This window comes from Lacipirellula limnantheis, assembly GCF_007746075.1.
Classification (GTDB): Bacteria; Planctomycetota; Planctomycetia; order Pirellulales; family Lacipirellulaceae; genus Lacipirellula; species Lacipirellula limnantheis.
Genome location: NZ_CP036339.1, coordinates 1,655,479 through 1,675,680 on the forward strand (window position 1 = coordinate 1,655,479; position 20,202 = coordinate 1,675,680).

General features: G+C 61.8%; 15 protein-coding genes. 5 read left to right on the forward strand and 10 right to left on the reverse strand.

Annotation, left to right across the window (positions count from 1 at the left end; genetic code table 11):
* Positions 1–4: 4 nt before the first annotated feature.
* Positions 5–1,471, reverse strand: a complete 1,467-nt coding sequence (locus I41_RS06350) for a hypothetical protein (RefSeq protein WP_145431748.1) — start codon at positions 1,469–1,471, stop codon at positions 5–7.
* A gap of 103 nt (positions 1,472–1,574) precedes the next feature.
* Complete coding sequence (gene pilM, locus I41_RS06355) at positions 1,575–3,833, reverse strand: pilus assembly protein PilM (protein WP_145431749.1); 2,259 nt, start codon at positions 3,831–3,833, stop codon at positions 1,575–1,577.
* Positions 3,834–4,358: 525 nt separating this feature from the next.
* On the opposite strand from pilM, the gene cmk reads away from it, so the two are divergent.
* The 4 genes from cmk to I41_RS06375 all read left to right on the forward strand — a co-directional run bounded on the left by cmk (position 4,359) and on the right by I41_RS06375 (position 8,870).
* Positions 4,359–5,030, forward strand: coding sequence for a (d)CMP kinase (gene cmk / locus I41_RS06360; protein WP_145431750.1), 672 nt, complete (start codon positions 4,359–4,361; stop codon positions 5,028–5,030).
* Positions 5,031–5,294: 264 nt separating this feature from the next.
* On the forward strand, positions 5,295–7,085 hold the full coding sequence (locus I41_RS06365) for a 30S ribosomal protein S1 (RefSeq protein ID WP_145431751.1): 1,791 nt from the start codon (positions 5,295–5,297) through the stop codon (positions 7,083–7,085).
* Between the two features lie 308 nt (positions 7,086–7,393).
* Positions 7,394–8,269: a sigma-70 family RNA polymerase sigma factor gene (locus tag I41_RS06370; protein ID WP_145431752.1), complete on the forward strand. Its 876-nt coding sequence runs from the start codon at positions 7,394–7,396 to the stop codon at positions 8,267–8,269.
* Between the two features lie 238 nt (positions 8,270–8,507).
* Positions 8,508–8,870: a hypothetical protein gene (locus I41_RS06375; RefSeq protein WP_145431753.1), complete on the forward strand. Its 363-nt coding sequence runs from the start codon at positions 8,508–8,510 to the stop codon at positions 8,868–8,870.
* A 108-nt stretch (positions 8,871–8,978) separates the two neighbouring features.
* On the opposite strand, the gene I41_RS06380 is transcribed toward I41_RS06375, so the two are convergent.
* From I41_RS06380 to I41_RS06410, 7 genes are all read right to left on the reverse strand, one after another.
* Complete coding sequence (locus I41_RS06380) at positions 8,979–12,191, reverse strand: BamA/OMP85 family outer membrane protein (protein WP_168206734.1); 3,213 nt, start codon at positions 12,189–12,191, stop codon at positions 8,979–8,981.
* A 270-nt stretch (positions 12,192–12,461) separates the two neighbouring features.
* Positions 12,462–13,910: a replicative DNA helicase gene (dnaB, locus tag I41_RS06385; RefSeq protein WP_145431755.1), complete on the reverse strand. Its 1,449-nt coding sequence runs from the start codon at positions 13,908–13,910 to the stop codon at positions 12,462–12,464.
* A 112-nt stretch (positions 13,911–14,022) separates the two neighbouring features.
* The gene (gene rplI / locus I41_RS06390; protein ID WP_145431756.1) at positions 14,023–14,550 is read right to left on the reverse strand and encodes a 50S ribosomal protein L9; all 528 of its coding nucleotides are present in this window, start codon (positions 14,548–14,550) and stop codon (positions 14,023–14,025) included.
* 163 nt (positions 14,551–14,713) lie between these two features.
* Positions 14,714–15,199, reverse strand: a complete 486-nt coding sequence (gene ssb, locus I41_RS06395; protein ID WP_145431757.1) for a single-stranded DNA-binding protein — start codon at positions 15,197–15,199, stop codon at positions 14,714–14,716.
* Positions 15,200–15,362: 163 nt separating this feature from the next.
* On the reverse strand, positions 15,363–15,752 hold the full coding sequence (gene rpsF, locus I41_RS06400; protein WP_145431758.1) for a 30S ribosomal protein S6: 390 nt from the start codon (positions 15,750–15,752) through the stop codon (positions 15,363–15,365).
* 106 nt (positions 15,753–15,858) lie between these two features.
* On the reverse strand, positions 15,859–16,428 hold the full coding sequence (gene pth / locus I41_RS06405) for an aminoacyl-tRNA hydrolase (protein ID WP_145431759.1): 570 nt from the start codon (positions 16,426–16,428) through the stop codon (positions 15,859–15,861).
* Between the two features lie 177 nt (positions 16,429–16,605).
* Positions 16,606–17,238 carry a 50S ribosomal protein L25 gene (locus I41_RS06410; RefSeq protein WP_145431760.1) on the reverse strand — a complete coding sequence of 211 codons (633 nt, stop codon included), beginning with the start codon at positions 17,236–17,238 and terminating at the stop codon, positions 16,606–16,608.
* 1,114 nt (positions 17,239–18,352) lie between these two features.
* On the opposite strand from I41_RS06410, the gene I41_RS06415 reads away from it, so the two are divergent.
* Entirely contained in the window at positions 18,353–18,826 is a 474-nt protein-coding gene (locus I41_RS06415; RefSeq protein WP_145431761.1) for a hypothetical protein, read from the forward strand.
* Between the two features lie 20 nt (positions 18,827–18,846).
* On the opposite strand, the gene I41_RS06420 is transcribed toward I41_RS06415, so the two are convergent.
* Positions 18,847–20,181, reverse strand: coding sequence for a hypothetical protein (locus I41_RS06420; RefSeq protein ID WP_145431762.1), 1,335 nt, complete (start codon positions 20,179–20,181; stop codon positions 18,847–18,849).
* Positions 20,182–20,202 lie beyond the last annotated feature (21 nt).

The following is a 20,202-nucleotide window of genomic DNA, read 5'->3' on the forward strand; positions in this document are numbered from 1 at the left end:
TACACTACCGAACGACGGCGGCGTCGCCCGCTGCCAACGCGTCGGGCGAGGCGGCGGCGTCATCGCCGGGAACGGTCAGAATGGTGGCATCGGGCGGCATGTAGATGTAGACGACTCCTTGAATTTCAACGGTGGCCAGGTTCGCCGTGTCGGCCGGGTTGAGGCTCATGCCGGCCCCCATCCCGCCCATGCCGGGTCCCATGCCCATGCTGCGGCCTTCGCCGCCGCGTCCCATACCCATGCCCATCGGGCGGCCCATCCCCATCTCACCGCCGCGTCCCATTCCCATGCCGGGGCCTCCCATCCCGGGGCCGCCGGCAGCCGCGGCCATTTCGAAGGCCTGGCCATCTTTGTCGATCCCCGATTTCTCGCGGTTGATCCGCAGTCGCTGAACTTCAATTGGCAGCGGTGCGTTGGCGCACTCGACGAGAATTTTCGGCAACCAACGTTCGTCCATCATCAGGACCATCCGAATTGGCAGCCGACGAAACTCGGTTCCCATGCCGCTGGCGGCATCGGCAATCGGCTTCCCTTCAGCGTCGATGTAGCGGCCAGCGAGGAGCATGGCGTCGACGTCGACCCCCTCGGCTCCGCCCTCGCCCATAGGGCGCTCCATCGGTGGCGCCTCGCCGCCAGCGCCCATCGCTTCGGCGGGCATGAGGATCACCGACTCCTGCGCCATTGCGAGCCCCGCCGGGGCTCCGACCTCGAGCGACTGAATCACGCGGATCGCCGTATTGTCTGGTCGCGTGGCCCCACGCTCCTTATTGGTGTTGGCGATCGCCCGTAGCAGCGTTTCGTAGACCCAAAGATCTTCCTGGGTGACCCAAATCTGCCGCGACGTCGGGACGCCGGTGAACTCCAGCTGCTGGCGGAGATTCGCCTGGTCGAGCCATTGGACGAGATAGTCTTCTTCGATCGGATTTCCTTGGGCGTCGTAGAGAGTTTCCGCCGCGCCCCCCCCCTCGCCCATGCGCCCCATTCCGGGACCGAAGGTGGCGGCGCCCTCGACCGGCATCTTCTTCGCATCGACGATTTCAACCAGCCCGTCGAAGCGGTTCTTGATGTAGTTCTGGTAGCGATCGCGGAACAGCGGCTTGATTTGCGAATCGAACTTCGCGTTCTCGACGTAGGTGACGAAGTCGGCGCCGAGCACCGCCGGCCACTTTAGCACTTCTTCCCGCTGGGCATCGAACAGGCTCTGCCACAGCTTCTTCACGCTGTCGGCGATCTTCTTGGCTTCCTCGCGCTCCTTGGCGTTGACGCCGGGATTGCCGTGGACGGACTTGTCTTTGATCGACTTCATCTCGCTGAACTTGCCGTCGATCTGCGTCTTGTTGGCGGTGAACTGCCGCTGCAACTCGCCGGAGGCCATCATCCAGCAGACGACGGCGGCCAGCGTGCCGACGACGCTTAAGATCCAAAAGCGTTGGAGCCATGCGGCCTTGAGGAACGCTCGTACTTTATCCATGGTTTCGTCTCGACGGCGCTGGGCCTGATCTCTGGTCCACGGCGAGCCGCAGCTCGTTGGTCGTGAATCTCAATTGACTGGTGCTGGAGTTGATCCGAAAAAACTATTGCGCCGCCGGCTGTTCGGATGCGGCAGCTTCGGCGGCCGCTTTCGCGGCGGCGGCCTCGGCCTCGGCGGCGAGCCGTTTGGCGGCCGCTTCGCGACGCTCGGCTCGCGTTTTGGGTTGCCAACAAAACTGAACGACGAAGTCGTATCGTTTCACTTCGAAGATTTTCGAGACGGGAAGGGCAGGGTCCACGCCAGGGGCAGCGCCCTCTGCGCCGGCGACCGGGGCCGCCGGGGCGAGCGCGCCAAATCCAGCAGGCATGCCGCCCCCAATTCCCCCGTCGCCCATGAGCGCGGCGTCGGGATCGATCGGCTCGGACTTCAACGGTTTGCCCGCCACCAGCCAGGGGCGGCTGATGCCCATGTCTTTGAGCGACACGTCGACCAATTCGCCAGTAAGCTTCTTGGACGCTTCGTCGTACCCATCGGGAAGTTTGACGGTCCCCTCTTCGAGCGCTTTGACGAGCGTGTCGATGACGAACTTACGAGTCTGATTCGTCTGGTCGGCGTTGTGGTAGTGGTAGCCGGTCAACTGGATGACAAAACCGGGGCCGGTCGGCGCTTCACCCGGGGCCGCGGCGGCGCCCCCGGCTGCCGGGTCGGCCGTCGCGCCGGCAGCGTCAGCCGGAGCGCCGGCGGCAGCCGCCGGATCACCCGCGGCGACCGCGTCTTCGTTCTTCGATTCGAGATACTTGGCATCGACCGGCGTGATGTACTCGGCGGCCAAATCGGCAAAGTGGCGTTCGTCGAGCGCCGTGATATGGAGCTCGTTGCGGCTCATCACATGGTCGGCGTTCTCTTCCCGCGGCCGCGGATCGCGCGGCAACGACGCGTCGAGCGCCTTGATCAGGTCGAGCCACTCGAGCCGACCCTCGACGTTGCTGGTGAGCTGCTCCTGCGTCTTGATCAGACCCTCAGCGGCAGTTTTTATGCTTGCCCGCTCGGCTTCGAGTCCATCGGCGCTCGTCTTCGTGCTGGCCGCCAAGCTGAACGCGCTCTTGAAGTCATCGCGGTTAGTGACGTCGGCCGAACGCCATGACGAGACGTGGGTAAAGTAATTGAAGGTCAGCCCGGCCAGGACGGCGGCGACGCCGGCGACGGCCCACGGCTTTTTGGCGCGGATCATCCGTTTGCGGACGATCTCTTCCGGCAGCAGGTTGGTCTTCAGTTCCGACTTACCTAGCGCCTGGACGCACAGGCCGTACGCGGGGCCGAAGCTGAGAATGTTTTCCTTGTACTGCGCGTTGCTGCCGGCGCTGCCGGCGGTGAGGCGATTGAAGTCCTCGATCGGCTTGACGTCTTGCTCCAGATTCTGGGCCAGGTAGCGCTGCAGCCCGGGGAGCTTCATCGCGTTGCCCAGGGCGATCACTTCGCCGATTTGGGCCGCTTTGTCGAGGCTCTGGAAGTAGCCGAGCGAACGCTGGATTTCGGCCAAGAGGTCGCTGAACACCGGGCGCATGGCCTGGAACACGGCCTTCGGATCGTCGGCCTGAGTGGCGTTGCGCTTCAGGTGCTCGGCCTTGACGAACGTGAGCTTCAGTTCCTTGCTCAGGGCCCGCGTGAAGTGATTGCCGCCAATCGGAATATTGCGCTGCCAGACGCGAAAACCGTTCGTCACGACCAGATCGGTGGTGTCCGTACCGAGCGAGATCACAACCGTCGAGGAAGGGGGCTTCGCCGGATCGTACGGCTGCGACTTCATCTCTTCGAACCGGTCGAAGCAGACGTAGTTGTAGACCGACAGCGGAGCCAGCTGGATCAAGTCGACTTCGATGCCCGCCGCTTCGAGCGGGGCCAGGGCGCGGGCGACCTGATCGCGCTTCATCGCGAACAGGCCAACCTCGGGCTCCAGGGCGAAGCCGTCCTCCTCGCTGCCGCCGGTGAGTTGCTGGTAGTCCCAGACCACATCGTCGAGCGAGAAAGGAATCTGCTGCCGGGCTTCGTACTTGACGATGTCGGGAATCTTCTTGGCTTCGACGGGCGGCAGCTTGATGAACCGCATCAAGCCGTTCTGACCGCCGACCGACATGGCGACGGTATCGCCCACCAATTCATTCCGCGAGAGGAACGTTTCGAGCGCTTCGCGGATCAGTTCCGCCGGCTCGGCCTCGGGCTGAGTCAGAATTTTGGGATATTCGATGTAGTCGAACGACTCGACGACGAGCCGCCGGGGTTCTTTCTCATGGGGACGGCATCGAAGCGCCTTCAAAGCGCATTGACCAATATCGATGCCCCATACGGCGCCACCCTTGGCCATATTCGCGACCTCTGTTCCGTTCGTTATATTACGCGGCGGAGTGTTCAAGTCCGACGCGACTGCTCACGACGATCAATTACGTGCGATCAACGCAATAGCTTCAGCAAGCCGAAGAGTTTCCAAACGCCCAGGGGGGCGTGGCTTGACCGCGCGAGCAGCGCCTCACTTCTCTACGATCAAATCTATCGAAGCGCGCCGCGTAGTCAAATTTTCAGCGGAAATCCGCGGACTTTGGCGGCGTCGAATCGCTGCGTCAGCGCCTGCGACGGCCCCGGCGTCCGCGCACCTCAGCTGGTTGGCTGTCGGCGGGCTTCCCCCCCCAGCCTGCCATTCTAGTCGAGGGGAGGCGAATGTATACCCACCGACGCGGCCGTCCCGACCGTTGAAAAGCGTCGAACTTGCGGGAAAAACGGGGCTCGGCGCCAACCTGCGCTGCCAACCGGTTGCACCGATGCGAGCCCCCCCCGATAACATGAGGGAACGCCAGTTCTCCCCATTTCGGCCCGTTGAGCGCCAGACCGTTCCATGATTGTGACCATCGACGGCCCCGCCGGCGCCGGAAAAAGCAGCGCTGCCCGCCGATTGGCCCGCCGGCTCGGCTTCCGGTTCCTCGACACGGGCGCCATGTACCGCGCCGTGGCCCTGGCGGGAAAACGGGCCGGCGTCGACTGGGATCAGCCCGAGGAACTCGCCGCCGTGGCGGCCAGCCTAACGCTGGAGCTGTCGAACGACGCGATCCTGATGAACGGCGAAGACGTCACCGCCGCCATTCGCACTCTGGAAATCACCACGCTCACCCAGCACGCCGCCGACAATCAGGCGGTCCGCCGCCTGCTGACCGACCAACAGCGGGCGTTTGCCGCGGGCCAGGACGTGGTCACCGAGGGGCGCGATCAGGCAACGGTCGTCTTTCCGGGCGCCCAGTGCAAAATCTTCCTCACCGCGGGCGAAGAGGAACGGGCCCGGCGGCGGTTTCTCGACCTTCAGGCGCGGGGCGAAGAAGTCGACCTCGCCGAAGTGCTGCGAAAACAGCGCCTCCGCGATCAATGCGATACCGAGCGAGCATACGGCGGCCTGGCCAAAGCAAGCGACTCGATCGAAGTCCTCACCGACGGCCTCAATCCCGACCAGGTAGTCGACCGACTGGCCGAAATCGTGCAAGGCGTGCAATCGCACAGCGGGATTGGCTCGAATTAGGGGGGGCAGGCATCCGGCTTGGTGGGCCGTCGGCGGCCTGAGAGATTACCCGGCGCCGCGATCTTGGCGGAATCGCCGCCGCTGCAACGACTTAACCCGATTGTCCGTTCTCAGCTAGTTTGCTAGGATAACGGGCTTGTCCCTGCACCCTTTCCCTTTGGCATGCCGACGTTCGGCGCCAGGCGCAGGAAACTAGTCCCTCTTTTTGGTAGAGGCGGCCGAGCTCCATCGGTCGCAAGTCTCTGCTCCGCCCCACTTTTTTCTATGGTTAACCGCAATCTTATTCGCGAATTCGACGTTTCTGAGGAAGACTGGATCGATGCCATCGGCGAGTTAGCTCCCGACGACGTCAGCTGGCTTGGCAGCCAAGACGTCGACGTCAACCAGATCGTCGAAGGCAAGATCATCCGCATCGACGACGAATTCGTCCTCGTCGACGTCGGCTACAAGAGCGAGGGGATGATCCCCCGCAACGAATGGGAGCCGGAAGATCCCGATCAACCAGAAGTCGGCCAAGTGATCCGCGTCCTCGTTGAGGATGTCGAAGATTCGCAAGGCTGGCTCGACGATCGCGGGATGATCGTCCTCAGCAAGCGCAAGGCGGAGAAGATCGAAAAGTGGATGAAGGTCATGGAGACCGTCCACGAAGGCGACGTCGTCTCCGGCCTCGTCACCCGCAAAATCAAGGGCGGTTTGCTCGTCGACATCGGCGTCAACGTCTTCTTGCCCGCCAGCCAGGTCGACATCCGTCGGCCGCACGACATCGGCGAATACATCGGCAAGACGATCGAGTGCATGGTCCTCAAGATCGACGAGGCCCGCCGCAATATCGTCGTCAGCCGCCGCAGCCTGATCGAATCGCAACGGGCCGAAAAGAAGGCCGAATTGCTCAAGAAGCTCGAAGTCGGCCAAAGCCGCAAGGGCATCGTCAAGAACATCGCCGACTTCGGCGCGTTCGTCGACCTGGGCGGCATCGACGGCCTGCTCCACATCACCGACATGAGCTGGGGTCGCATCAATCACCCGAGCGAAATGGTGAAGATCGACGACGAACTCGAGGTGATGGTTCTCCATATCGACTACGAGAAGGAGAAGATCGCCCTTGGTCTGAAGCAACGTCAGGCCAGCCCGTGGGAGAACGTCGCGGCCAAGTATCCGGTTGGTTCGGTCGTGAAGGGCACGGTCGTCAACGTCATGAGCTACGGCGCCTTCGTCAAGCTGGAAGACGGCATCGAAGGTCTGGTTCACATCAGCGAAATGTCGTGGACCAAGCGCATCAGCCATCCGAGCGAGCTGGTCAACATCGACGACTCGATCGACGTGGTCGTCCTGCGGATCGATGAGCAGAAGCAAGAAATCTCGCTCGGCATGAAGCAAACGCAGTCGAACCCGTGGGAGAAGGTTTCGGACAAGTACCCGACCGGCAGCATGGTCAAGGGCAAGGTTCGCAACCTCACCAACTACGGCGCCTTCATCGAAATCGAAGAAGGGATCGACGGCCTGCTCCATGTGAGCGACATGTCGTGGACCCGCAAGATCAGCCACCCGAGCGAATTGGTCGAGAAGGGCCAGGAGCTGGAGTGCAAGGTGCTGTCGGTCGACCAAGAACGTCGCCGCATCGCCCTGGGCCTCAAGCAGCTCGACGAAGATCCGTGGTCGACCGACATTCCGAACCGCTACCAACAAGGTCAGCTGGTCAAGGGCAAGGTCACGAAGATCACCAACTTCGGCGTGTTCGTCGGCCTGGAAGACGGCCTCGAAGGCCTGCTCCACATCTCGGAACTCTCCGATCAGAAGATCGAGAACCCGCAGGACGTGGTCAACGTCGGCGATGAGATTGAGGTGAAGGTCCTCCGCGTCGACACCGAAGAGCGGAAGATCGGCCTCTCGCGTAAACGCGTCGAATGGGCCGAGGAAGACGAAGCGGCCGCCGAGGCCAATGGCTCCAGTGGCGGTTCCCGCGAATCGGCCGTCGAACTCAAGGGCGGCGTCGGCTCAGCCGATTCGGGTCCGCTCTTCAAGTCGGCCGCGTCGGCTGAATCGGACGAATCGTAAAAGCTCTCCAAATCGGCGCCGACGGGACTGTCGCCGCCGAAGCTAAAGGCCCCTCGAGGGCCTCGCAGGTTACGACCTGCGAGGCCCTTTTTCTTGGCATCGTCGGAACGCCGCGCGCATTCGGCTCACTCCGCCAACCGCGCTGCATTGTGGAGGGAGCCCGCTCCTATCGTCGATAGAGCTAGCACAGCAACAAACGATTAGCACTTGAACGTCGTCGCCGTCGATGGGCAGGGATTGTTCGCGAGGCCTGCGTTAGACGTTCCGGTAGTCGGTCCCCTGTCCACCTCCATGCGACGGTAAGCGCCATGCCCTCGACCACCCGCAAGCGAAAGATTTCTTCAGCCGTGCAAACGCCGCTGGAGACCTACCTTCGCGAAATCAACGAGACCGCGCTGCTCAACGCCCGCGAAGAGAAGGAACTTGCCACCAGCATTGGCGAGGGGGACCTAGCCGCTCGCGACCGCATGGTTCGCGCGAATCTGCGGCTCGTGGTGAACATCGCCCGCGGTTACTCCGGCAAGGGGCTCGCTCTGCAGGACCTCATCGAAGAGGGTAACCTGGGGCTGCTGCGCGCCGTGGAGGGCTTTGATCCCGCGATGGGAACGCGCTTCAGCACCTACGCCAGCTACTGGATTAAGCAGTCGATCAAGCGGGCCTTGATCAACACCGGCAAAACGATCCGCATTCCGGCCTACATGGTCGAACTGCTGTCCAAATGGCGCCGGGCTACTGCGCGGCTGACGGAAGAGCTCGATCGCACGCCGACGCCGGAAGAAATCGCCCGCGTCCTCGGCCTGCCGAAGAAGAAGCTGCCGATCATCAAGAAGGCGATCAAAATCTACAACGCCACTCCGCAGACCGACCAGACCGAAGCAGGCTGGACGCTCGGGGACATGGTGATGGACGAGCGGCAGCAGGCCCCCGATGACGCGCTCGTCGAAAGCGATAGCCTGCGGCATGTCATGGCGATGCTCCAAACAATGGACCAGCGCGAAGCAACGGTCCTGCGGATGCGGTTCGGCCTCGACGGTTATGAGCCCCGGACGTTGAAAGAAATCGGCGAGGAGCTCGGCCTCACCCGCGAACGCGTGCGGCAGATCGAGACTGAAGCTCTCAACAAGATGGCCGACAGCATCGAGCACCCGCCGGCGAACATGGGCTTCGACGCGGATCTCGATTAGTCGATCCGCCAAAGCGGCATCTCATGCTGCCGCGATCGCTACAGCCGCCGGGCTATGCCCTGTGGGTCAGCAGCGCGGACCGGCTTGCCAGGGCGCTCCGATCGCGCCATGCCGCACAATCGGCCTACGCCTTGCATCCGCACCAAGTTGCATGTGATTTGCTGAGCTGACTAGCATGGAGTGAGCAATGCATCGCCGCGGGCGAGGCGTTTCTTCTCATTTGCGCGCAGGTTCAGCCATGTCTTCGCCTCGTTTGATCGGAGTTGCACTGTTGCTCATCGCCGGCGCGGCGGCTGCGCCTTCGAGCGCTCAGCAGCCGCCAACGTATGCACGCATGCGTCAAGGCGCCGACGATTGGAATGCGCGCGGCGGCGGCTTTGGCTACGCCTTCCCGTCGTATATGTACGGCGGGTACTTCCCGACGTTTGGTCCGCCGGTCGTCGTCACGGGGAGCTATTATCAACGGCCTTATCCCGCGCACTTCGAGTTCGCGCGCACGCGCTGGGGCGGCGCACCGCCCGAGCCAGCGTATCAGCAGGAGATGATGCGTCGCAGCGATTTCCCCTGCGCGAACGACGTGACGCCGACTCCTGCAGAGTAAGAACGGCGTGGGTGTCATCCTGAGCAGAGCGATGGATCTGGTGGCTTCATCGAACTGCACGATTCTTCGCTTCGCCTTGAATCAGCGTTCCTCGCTATATCATGCCGCTTACCGGCTGAAGCCCATGCTGAAACTAAAGACTTCGCGATCGTCGGTCGCTGCGTAGCTCACGGGGAAGGCAAAGTCGAGCGCGATCGGCGCGGGGCCCATCGCCGGCACCGTAATGCGGGCCCCGATACCAGGAGCCACGCGGAAGTTCTGAATCTTCGTACCCGGTTCAACCGTGCCGAAGTCGCAGAAGGCCACGCCATGCAGCATGTCGTCGGCGGATACGGGAAACAAATATTGCAGGCTGTTCAGCCATTGGAAGCGACCGCCCACCTCGACGCCGTTCTGCATTGGCGATGCGCCGCGAAAGTCGAATCCGCGTAGCGTCGCAAAACCGCCGGCAAAGAAGTTCTCGTAGATCGGCGTATGGGTGCCGGTGTAGCCGACGGTGGTGCTCAAGCTCAATACGTGCCGGCCAGAGTGGTCGGGGCGCTCGCGAAGCATCCAGTACTGGCGAAAGTCGACGTCGACGCGCGGGTAGTCGAAAGTTCCGATAACCTGTTCGCCGCCGACTTCGAAGTAGTGACCTTGCGTGGCCAGAAATGAGCTGTCGCGCGTGTCATTGATCAGCGATACGCGAAAGCCATGCAGCACATTCGAGCCGAGCGCTTCATCGAGCAGCGGGACGACGCCCTCTGGCACCGAGGGATTGAAGATTTTGACGTTCTCGCCGCGGTACGCGAGCGTCGCCGACAAGTCGCGCTCGACCCATTGGTGGCCGAGCGAGATCCGGCCGCCGACGCGCTGCTCGTCCCAGTCGGCGTAGTTGCGATCGAAGTACGAGCCGCTCAATCCCAAGCTGATCGGGCGATCGAACAAATAGGGTTCCTGAAAGCTCACTAAGTAGCGGTTCACCGACGAACCAGGCGAGGCGTCGATCCGGAACCGCTGCCCGGCGCCCCGGAGGGCGGCGCCGCTGCGTACGTCTTCCCAGCTCGTGGGGATGCGGGTCCAATCAAAGTTCCGCTCGTCGACGACGACGTTGCCCACGACGCCCGCGTCCGAGTTCACGCCGAAGCCGATCATCAAGCGACCGGTCTGGGTCTCCGTTCCGTCGACATAGATGTCGACCATCTGTTCGGAGAATGCCGGCACGTTAGGATCGAGCGACATCGGCAGCTGTGGGTCGACGGAGAATCCTGGCAACGGTCCCAGCGGCGTCAGCGGTTGCGGGGCGACCGAACCGGCTGGCGGCTGCAGGTTGCCCGAATACTGCGCGGGAGTCACCCCGGACACCGTTGCTTCCGCGGGCGGCGTCACTGGAATGACCTGACCGCCGTACGCCATAGCGGGAGTGCCGCCCGCCGGCAGGGTTGAGTAGGCCTGGTTCGCTGGGCTTTGTCCGCGGACGGCGCGCACATTGCCATACGGGTCGTTCTGAGCTGGCGCCGTGCCGTAGGGCTCAGTCGCCGCTGTCTCACCTTCGCCAGGCGGACGCTGGACAACGTGTGGCGCCGACGAACGCTGAGGGGCCCAGTAAGGCAGCTGAGCGGGTGCTGCGGGGCTTTGGCCGCGAAAAATGGGTCGTTGCAGAGTCGTGGGAGGTTCGATCGGCGCGGTTGGAATGGCTGTCGGGTTCTCACCGGATTCAACCGGCACGGCGACGGCGGGCGTCGACTGTTGATCAGCAGCGTCCGGCAGCGCCTCGGCTTCTTGCCAACGACGGAAATGCTCTTCGTCGTCGCAGTAGTAGTGAACTTCCATATCGCCTTGCTGCATCGGCGCGACAGGATTGTCCAAGACGATCGGCGGGGCTGGCAGCGACACGTTCGAGCCGAGGGGCGGCAAGACGGGCGGGCCAAAGACGTCGGGGCTTTGCCCGCGAACATTTCCCGTCGGTCGCTCCGCCATACCAATCTCGGCGTCATCAGGAATTCGATAGCTGATCTTGGGACGCTGTCCCGATTGGGCGTCGGTGTGGAACAAGCTGCTGGCCAGTAGACGCCGCTCGCTCGCCTTCAACTCGCGAATGTCCATGATCTGGCCGGGGCGCAGGGTCACGCGGTTGAGTGCCGTCTGGATTCGCGTGTGCGGATTGTCGCCATTGATATGGACGAAGATGCGCCCGACGCGAAATCGATCCCCCTCTTTGATGTCATACCGTAGGTCAACTTGCCCCGGTTCTTCGAGGTAGATCGTTTCGGGCTGCACGTCCGCAAAGACGTATCCCTGGCTGCCGTAAAGCTCTTGCAGCCACTGAGCGTCCTTCTGCATCTTGGCCTGTTCGAACGGCAGGCCGTTGGTGAGCGTCAATTTTTCTTCAAGCGGCTTTTGCTCGAACTTGGTGTTCCCCAAAACGGTGACATTGCGAACCTTCGATTGAATGCCTTCGTGGATCACGAAGGTCAGCGTCGACCAGTCGCCCTCATCGCCGGGGTCGATCTCGCGGCTGACGCGTGCCTGGAAATAGCCGTGGGCACGGTAGTAGTCGGTGATCGCCGCGATGTCGGCGTCGATCTTATCCCGATCAAGGAAGCCCTTGAACATGTAAAGAATCGGCGGCTTCGATTTGATGAGCGTCTTCAGGCGGCTGTCGCTAACGAAGCCGCTGTCATTGCCGACGAACTTGGTTTTCCAGATTTTCTGGGCGACCCCTTCGTGGATGAGGTAGGTGACGCCTTGATCGGTCGGCTTATCGCCTTCCAGGATAGAAATCTGAACGTTGTTGAAACCCTTGCTGACGTAGTAGTCGCGCAGCTTGCGTTTGCCCTCTTGGACGGCATACGGGTCCACCGAACCGCCGACCTTCAGCAGCGTTTGCTTGCTGAGCGTCTTGTCTTTGATCTTCGTGTTGCCGACGTACTGCACATAGCGAATCGTCGGTCGCTCGACGACTTGGAAGATGACGATGCGGCCCTGGGGCGTTCGCTCATACAGCGATTTCACATCAACGAACCACCCGAGGTTGGCGAGATTGCGGACGTCACGCTGGACGACCGTTTCGTCGAACGGCCGGCCCGCGCGAGTGGTAATGTTCGTGATGATTTGAGTCGTCGTCGTCGTTTCGTTGCCGACAATGCGGACTTCGGCGACCAACTCTTCTGCGGGAGTAAGCTGCGCAGGCGGAGGCGTCGCCGACGACGTGGCGCCGACGCCGGGCAGACGATCGGCGACGCTGCTAAACGAAGCCGGCGATTCCTGGCCGCGACCAGAAGGAAGCAGGCAAGCGATGGCGGCCGCGACGCCTGTAAGGGCGAGCAGTCGGACCGGCATTCGTGGTGTGAAAACTTGCTGCATAGCGGCCCCGGAGCCGTCGGATTGCGGGAAAAGCGGGCAGGAAACCGCGGTCGCTGCGCAAGCGCAGCCGGTTCGCTGCCGGGACTGGCCGCGGAGAAATAGCGGATCGGACGCAAAACGACAAGGCGGGTTAAATACCCGTAAGCGTTGCCCCGCTAGCACAATTGGCGGATTGGCGGCAATTGCGCTTCCTATGCAGCGTGGCCGACGCCAGACATCTCGGCCCTTTTGATGCGGTGAGCTTCGCTAGAAGTCGCCGGGCGGACCGTACGAATCAAACTCTGCGTGCGTCGCCATCGCAAAGTTCTCAAACCGCGTAAACTCGTGGCTCCAGGTCAGCTTCACTTCGCCCACAGGGCCATTGCGCTGCTTGCGAATCAACAGGTCGGCTTGCCCGCGCACTTGCTCGCGGTCCTCTTCGTTGGTCATGTAATATTCGTCGCGATGGACGAACATCACGACGTCGGCGTCCTGCTCGATGGCGCCGGATTCGCGCAGGTGGCTCAACTGCGGCTTGTTGCTGCTTGATGATTCCACCTGCCGGTTGAGCTGACCCAGGCAGAGAACCGGCACCTGCATTTCGCGCGCGAGTCCCTTGAGCCGCCGGGAGATTTTTGACACCTGCTCCTGTCGCGGATCGCGGGGGTTGTCGGGATCAATCAGCTGGAGGTAATCGACGACGATGAGCCCGAGATTATGGCTCCGCTTCAGTCGGCGGGCGTTCGCCGAGATTTCAGTCATCGTTCGGCTGGGGGCGTCGTCGATGAACAGCGGCGCCTGGCTGATTTTGGCGGCGGCGTTGATCAGCTTTCGTCGTTCATCGTGCGTGATCGTGCCGTTGCGCAAGCGATTGCCATTGACGCGGGCTACGGAGCAGAGAAGCCGATCGCCCAGTTCGATGGCCGCCATTTCCAAGCTGACGAACAGCGTCGTCGTACCGTTTAAGGCGGCGTGCTCGGCCATATTCATCGCAAGCGCGGTTTTGCCCATCGAAGGTCGCGCAGCCAGGATCACGAGTTCCGACTTTTGCAGGCCGCCGGTCATCTGATCGAAATCGATGAATCCGGTTTCAACGCCGCCGAACGAGCTTTGATGCTCCATCCGAGCATCGATGCGATCGAGCGAATGCTGCAAGACGTCGGAGATGGGCGTGACGTGCCCGGTGCCGCGGTTCTCTAGAATGGAAAAGACGCGTTCTTCGGCTTTGCCGAGCATCTCACGCGTGTCGGAAGTCGGATCGTAGGCTCCGCTCTGTATTTCCATGCCGACGTGAATCAGCGAACGCAGCACCGCTTTGTCGGCGACGATCTTCGCGTAGTACTCCGCGTGAGCCGCCGTGGGAACTTGCCGGCCTACTTCGGCGAGATACGCGGCGCCGCCGATCGACTCGTAAACTTCGGCTTTTTTCAGCCGCTCGACGAGAAGCATCAAGTCGATGCGCTGCCCGCTATCGTGCATCGCGAGCAAATGCTCGTAGATCTGGCGATTTGCGTTGTCGTAAAAGTCGCCGGAGCGCAGGATCAGGGCGACTTCGTCAAAGACCTCAGGGAGCAGCAGGATACTGCCGAGTACGGCACGCTCGGCCTCGACGTTCTGCGGTAGCTGGCGGTCTAGCGCATCGCCTGGCTTCGTCGCGGGAGTGAAGGCAGCGCCGCGGCCTGATCCATTGCGATCCGCTCCGTTCCAGTCTGCCATGGCTGCACTCCTTTGTCGCTCAACATCCCGTTGCTCAATATAACCTATCCCTAAACGCCAAACCGCCGGCTTGCACCGGCGGTCGGGGTTCAATTGAGTTGTCGACAGGTTATCAAGCGTCGGCGCCGACTTGCGGCACGACCCACACCTTCAGTTCGCCTTCGACTTCGCTCGACAGGCGGAACTTGACGGTGTAAAGACCGAGCTCCTTCAACACGCCTTCCAGACGAATCTGGTCGTTGTGCAGGTTGATGTCGTTCTTCTTGAGCGCGGCGACGATTTCGGGCGCCCCAACGCTGCCGTACAGGTGGCCGTCCTCGGTCGCGTTGGCCTCGATCGTGATGCTTTGCTTCGCGATATCGAGGGCCTTCTTCCGCAGATCGGCCTGGTGGGCCTTTTCAATGGCTTGCAGCTTGGCACGGTGCTTCTCGACCATCCGCTTGTGGTGGTCGGAGGCCATCGTGGCCAAACCCTGCGGGATCAGGTAGTTGAGGGCGTAGCCGGGGCGAACCTCAACGACGTCGCCCTGGTGGCCGAGATCCTCGACGTTGTGGATCAACAGCAGCTGGACGCCGCCGCCGGGACCGATCGGAAGGCGATTGGCGATCGCGGGGTTCTTGGCCTTTTTGGACTTAATCATCGTCAACCTGCTTGCTTAAAACTCGCCGTAGCAATTGCCGGCGAAACTTAGTTTCTCACAACTATTTCAATTCACCAGGACGACACGACGGTCACGACGAATACAAAAACGATCTCTGCTCTCTCGTCGTGTTCGTCGTGTCGTTGTGGTGAAAACTGTTTGTTTAGAACGGGATCTCGTCGTCGGGGAAGCCGCCGCCGCCCGAGTTCGACGAACCGCCGTCGTCATAAGATCCGTAGTCGTCTGACGGTGCGGACGAAGAACGAGCCCCGCTAGCAACGCGATTATTGCCGCCGCGAGCTGCTCCGCCTCCGCCGCCGCCTTCGCGTCCGCCCAGCATCTGCATCTTGTCCGCGATCACGCGAAGCTTGCTGCGTTTCTGCCCGTCCTTTTCCCAGCTGTCGAGCTTCAATCGGCCTTCAATCAGCACCGAAGAACCCTTGCTGAGATACTCGTTTGCGACCTCGGCCGTGCGGCCCCACAGCGTGATGTCGACGAAAGTGGTTTCGTCGACCCACTGGTCGCCCTTCTTCACCCGGTCGTTCACCGCCAAGCCGATCTCGGAAACGGCCGAGCCGCTGGGGATGTAGCGAAGTTCGGGATCGCGGGTGAGGTTGCCGACGAGGATGACGCGGTTGAAGCTGGCCATGGTAAAGGTTTCCGAGGTAGTGTACTTATGTTCCGATCACCGTACCAGAACCCCGGTCGGGTTGCAAACTTCTTTTTCGCGTCGATCGCTCCCAGCGGGCTTTCCGAACCCCTCGGAGTCCCTCGGGGCGACTGGGTTTGGGCCCAATCCGTCCGCGTCGGGCTTACTCGACCCCGGCGCCGACAGGCTCGCCCGCCGGCTCTTCGACCGCGACGGTCTCGCCCTTGGCGTGGGCGATGATCGGATCGACCAGGCTCGGCGGCAGCTTGACGAAGAGCTGACGCAGGACCGAGTCGCTGATCTCGCAGGAGCGGGTCAGCTCCTTGAGACGCAGGGTCGGAATGCGGAGGTACATCAGCCAGTAGGCGCCCTTGCGTTGGCCCTTGATCGGGAACGCCAGGCGACGCTCTTCCCACAGGCGGCTCACGAGGACTTCGCCGTCGATCGCTTCGACCATCGCCTCGATTTCCCGAGCCAAGCCTTCGCGCTCACGCGCGAACTTGTTCGAGTCGAGAATGAACAGGCCTTCATAAACTGCGGTGTTGTCTGCCAAGACTCGAACTCCTGAATTGAGCTGTCAGCTGTTAGCCATGAGCTGGGGGCGGGAGCGAACGCCGCTCCGCACGGCCAACAGCCTACGGCTAATAGCTAACTGCCGGTTAATTGCCTTTTCCGTTGAATCGATTCATCGCGGGGAGCGTTCCTTGGCTCGCCCACATTCGCACCGCGTCCGCACAGCGGGCCACCTGCAGGGCGACCTCGCTGCGCTCGGCAGCGCTGAATTTTCCCAGGACAAAGTCGGCCGGATTCCATCGATCCGGTACGGGCCCGATGCCGACTCGCAGCCGCGGGAACTCTTGAGTTCCCATCGTCCGGATGACGTCCGCCAGCCCGTTCTGTCCGCCGTCCGAGCCGCCTGTTCGCAGCCTCAACTGCCCCAGGGGGATGTTGAAGTCGTCGCAAACGACCAGCAACTCGGTCGCTGGAATCTGGTAGAAGTCGACTGCTTTCCGGACGCTCCCGCCGCTGCGGTTCATGAACGTCTGCGGCTTGAGCAGCAGCGACTTCTCCCCTTCCAGCACGCACTCCCAAACTTCGCCGTCGAACTTCGATCGCGGGGCCAAGGCCCCGGTTTCCTGAACGAGTCGATCGATCAGGTCGAAACCGACGTTGTGTCTTGTTCCCTCGTACTTCTGTCCCGGGTTGCCGAGGCCTACGACCAACTTCATCAGTTGATTACCAACCGCTCAAAACTCATTCACCACGACGGCACAACGGGCACGACGAAGGCAAATGCATTGTGAACGTAACTAGGCCTCGCAACTCGTTCTCTTATCGAGAGATGCTGAGAATTCCAGCATTTCCCGTCGTGTTCGTCGTGTCGTCGTGGTTCAATTTCCCCACCACTACTTCTTTTCGGCTTCCTCGTCGTCGGCAGCCTTGCGGCCGATGACTTCGGGCTCCGCCGCGCCGGCGCCAGCTTCTTCTTCGACTTCGGCGGCCGGTTCGTGGCAGGTGACCGCCACCGTCTTCGGGTCGGTGATCAGCTTGGCGCCCTCGGGGAGGTCGACGATGTCGGCCAGCGTGAGGGTTTGATTCAGGTGGAGATTCTTGAGGCTCAGGTGGAGCGCGTCAGGAATCGCCAGCGGCGAGGTTTCGATTTCGACGTGGTGGATGATGTGCTCGACCACCCCGCCTTCGTGCTCGCCCGGGGCTTCGCCGCGGATGAGCAGCGGCACTTCCACTTCCACGCGTTCACTGGCGTCGACCCGCAGGAGGTCGACGTGGATCAGGTGCTGCTGGAAGGTATCCCACTCGACGTTTTGCAGCAGTGCCTGGCCGGTGGCGGCGCCTTGGAGCTCGACAACCTTGTGACCGTGGCGAATCGTCGCCCGCAACTGGTCGGCCGGGACGATGACGCTGACCGGCTCTTCGCCGTGCCCGTAGACGATTCCGGGGAGCTTCCCTTCGAGGCGCAGCCGATGATTCCGCCGCTTTCCCTTGAAATCCCGCTTTTCAACCTGCAACGTATCGGACATGTGAACTCGTTTCCGCGCGTATACTGTCGACCGCCAATTATGTGGCAAACTCCCAATTGTGCCCGATTCTGGCGGGAGTTCAAGCCCAGAAACGGGGGGGAATTGTGATCTTCGGGGCCGGGGGCGGCGGGTTTGAGGCTGAGGTCATCCGTATGGAGGGGAGCTCGTTGCGCCTGCTCGAAATTTGTCGCTAACGGGAATTCTGTCGCGAAGTGCGGTTTTGGCGACAGAACGCTCAACTTGTTTTCTACGTTGGGTTTGCGTTGACGTGAGGGCGACAATTGTCGCGTCGGCCGTTCTGGCAGGTTGCTGGGAGGGGCGAGGCTCCCTGCCGAGCCGCCAATCGGGTTGGGTTGCAATGGAACAGGCTCGGTTCAATCTCTTACGGCGGCTGTGGCTTCTTCGGCCCCGCGCGGGAGTTTTGCTTTTGCGTGCGCGTCTGGGGGGCCCCATTAATGTGCCGCAAAAGTCTTCCCTTCACTGCCGGTCGCGAAGCGTTTTGGACCGGTGTTTCTGGGGGGTTTCCGATAGAACCGGCTCAAAAAACGGGAGTGAATTTTGCGTTTTCTAGACGCGTGGGTACGAACGCAAAAGTCGCTCGCCTCCCAGTGGGCGAAGGGCGACCGCTTGCTGCACAGGATGACCGCTTCCCGCAGCGCGTACGGGCAGTTCCCCCTTTTCGTTTGTGGCGTGTTCGGATGTTCACCTTAGCGGACGGGATGGCCAATTTCAACGCGCTAGTTGGGAATTTGCCGGGGGGCGGCGGATCCGAGGAAGGCAGGCGTCGTCAGAGAGATGACTTATGCGGCTGGACAGCCCAACTGTCTGATGGGGCGGCAAGCGAGGCTAACGGGGCCAGCGCCCTCCCGCGATGCATGTTGCTGTAAATTGAGCTGGCGAATGTGTGGACGAAGTTCATCGACACTAGCCAAAAGTTGAAACGGTACTAGGCGCGCGTGGCACAAGTGCGGGGCTAGAATCTGAATGTCACCAGATGATTTTCTCTGGACGGCGGCTCGCGGCGGATTAACGCCGGAAGAATGAACTCGTGTCGTCGATCATCTCTTAGCACGCCTTGAGTCAATCCTAAATCGTAGTCTCGTCCGCGATCACAATGTCCACGCTGGGACGGAACGCTCAACAGGGTTTTTCAGTGGGCTTTGCATCGAGCACTTTGGCGGGCGAGCCGCTGGGATTCCAAGTACGAGGGAGGTTTGGTGCGTCTGACCATGAGGGCGTCGAAGGGCCGTATATAGGAGTTCAGGGATGGCTTTACCCCTATGTAATTCAACAAATAGTGGACACCACAGCGGACGGGCATGACCACATCTATCTTCGCTACGCGAAAGCCGACGCTGGTGATGACGACTGGGAAATGTTGGTTGTACGGGAGAAGGTGGCTGGCGGATTTTCGGCTGGGAACCAGATGTATTCGGTGAATTTGAAGGGGAGGATTATTGGCCGGCTACCCCAGGTTCCTGAAACTGGACCTATGTCGCCCCGCCGAGGGATTGATGGCGTGGCGATCTTTTGCGATTGCCGCGGCACCCGCCATGAGCGGGCGGGCGAAATGGGGGAGGCGCGATGAAACGGGCGCCATTGGGCGGCTCATTGAGCGGTCGTTCCCGCGCTGGTCGCCTGGAACGGCGAATGCCAATAGGAGGGGACGTTCGGCGCCGTCTCGCGGAGGATTTCGACGATCGCTTGCCGGTCGTCCGCCGAAAGATGGCGGGCGGCGGCCGCATTGGGACCCGCGAGGATGTTCCATAGTCGCTGCCAGACGTAGGATCGCATCTCTTCAGGGAGCGCCTGGAACGAGGGCGAGTAGATCAAGTCACTGCAGGGGTATTTGAAGACCCTGCGCTCCAAGTCGAAGTCGCGCAGCGACCGGCCGCGGCCGTCGCGCGGGCCTAGTGCGGAGAACTTTTCGGCGAACCCCGATGTTCCTTGAATCGGAGCAGTCAACGGGGCTTCGTCAACGTACAGCAAGGCTTCCACGAGGCGGTCGCCTGCGGTCTGAATGCGGCGCGACGTGCTTTCGAGTCGCTCGGTCGTCGGCTTGCCGAGCGCGCGGTTCATTTCGGCTTCGTGAAAAAGGGCCTGGCGGGCGGTGTAATTGGCTTGCGTCAGGCAATTGTGAACGAGCGTCTGATGCTCGAAGACCATCAGGGCGACGATGTCGCTGTGGGGCGAGAGATACCTGGCGACGGCGAGGCGATCGTCGAGGGTGGTTACGTTATGCCCTTGGGCATTCTCGACTGGGCGAGGAACTTCCTTCCCGCGGATCACGAGGTTGCCAAGGTGCGTTTGCGCGCCGTGCGTGCCGGTGACGTACCAGCCTCCCCACCGATCTTTGAGCGGCGTGCGATAATCGACCGCAAAACTGCCGGCGGAGAGCAGGGGTTGGCCGCGCGAATCAACGAACAGCGAGCGGACCAGATGCCCCGGAACGCTTTCGGTGCGCGACGAACTGTGGCAGGTTAGGCAGTTGTCGGTCTGACGCACGAATCGAGGTTGCGCAGCCTGCTCTTGATCGAGCGTATAGAAGACCGCGCCGAGCTGCGGATCGACGGCGGAGACCTCGAGGACTTCGCCCCCCTGGCAGAAGCCGACGTAGACTTCGTCCGAAAAGTAGACGGCGCGCGGGGTGCGGGGCGAAATGCGCTGACGCTGGAGGCTCGTTTGCGAAAAGACGAGCATCTGCGATTCGACCGGCGCCCCGACAGCCTGGAGCAGCGCGGGGAGGTAGCCAAGTTTTTCGCGGTGCTCAAGGTGAGCTTCACCGCTTTCGAGCCCTGCTTGAAGCCGGGAGATGACGTTTTCGGGCGCGGCCTGACTGTACAAAATCGGAGGGCGTTCGAATGGATCTTCGGCTTGCGCTGGCACCAATGACGTGAGGAGCAGGAGAACGGCAGACCAGGCGATGGTGCGAAACAATCGCATCTCTACTCAGTCCAATCGCGT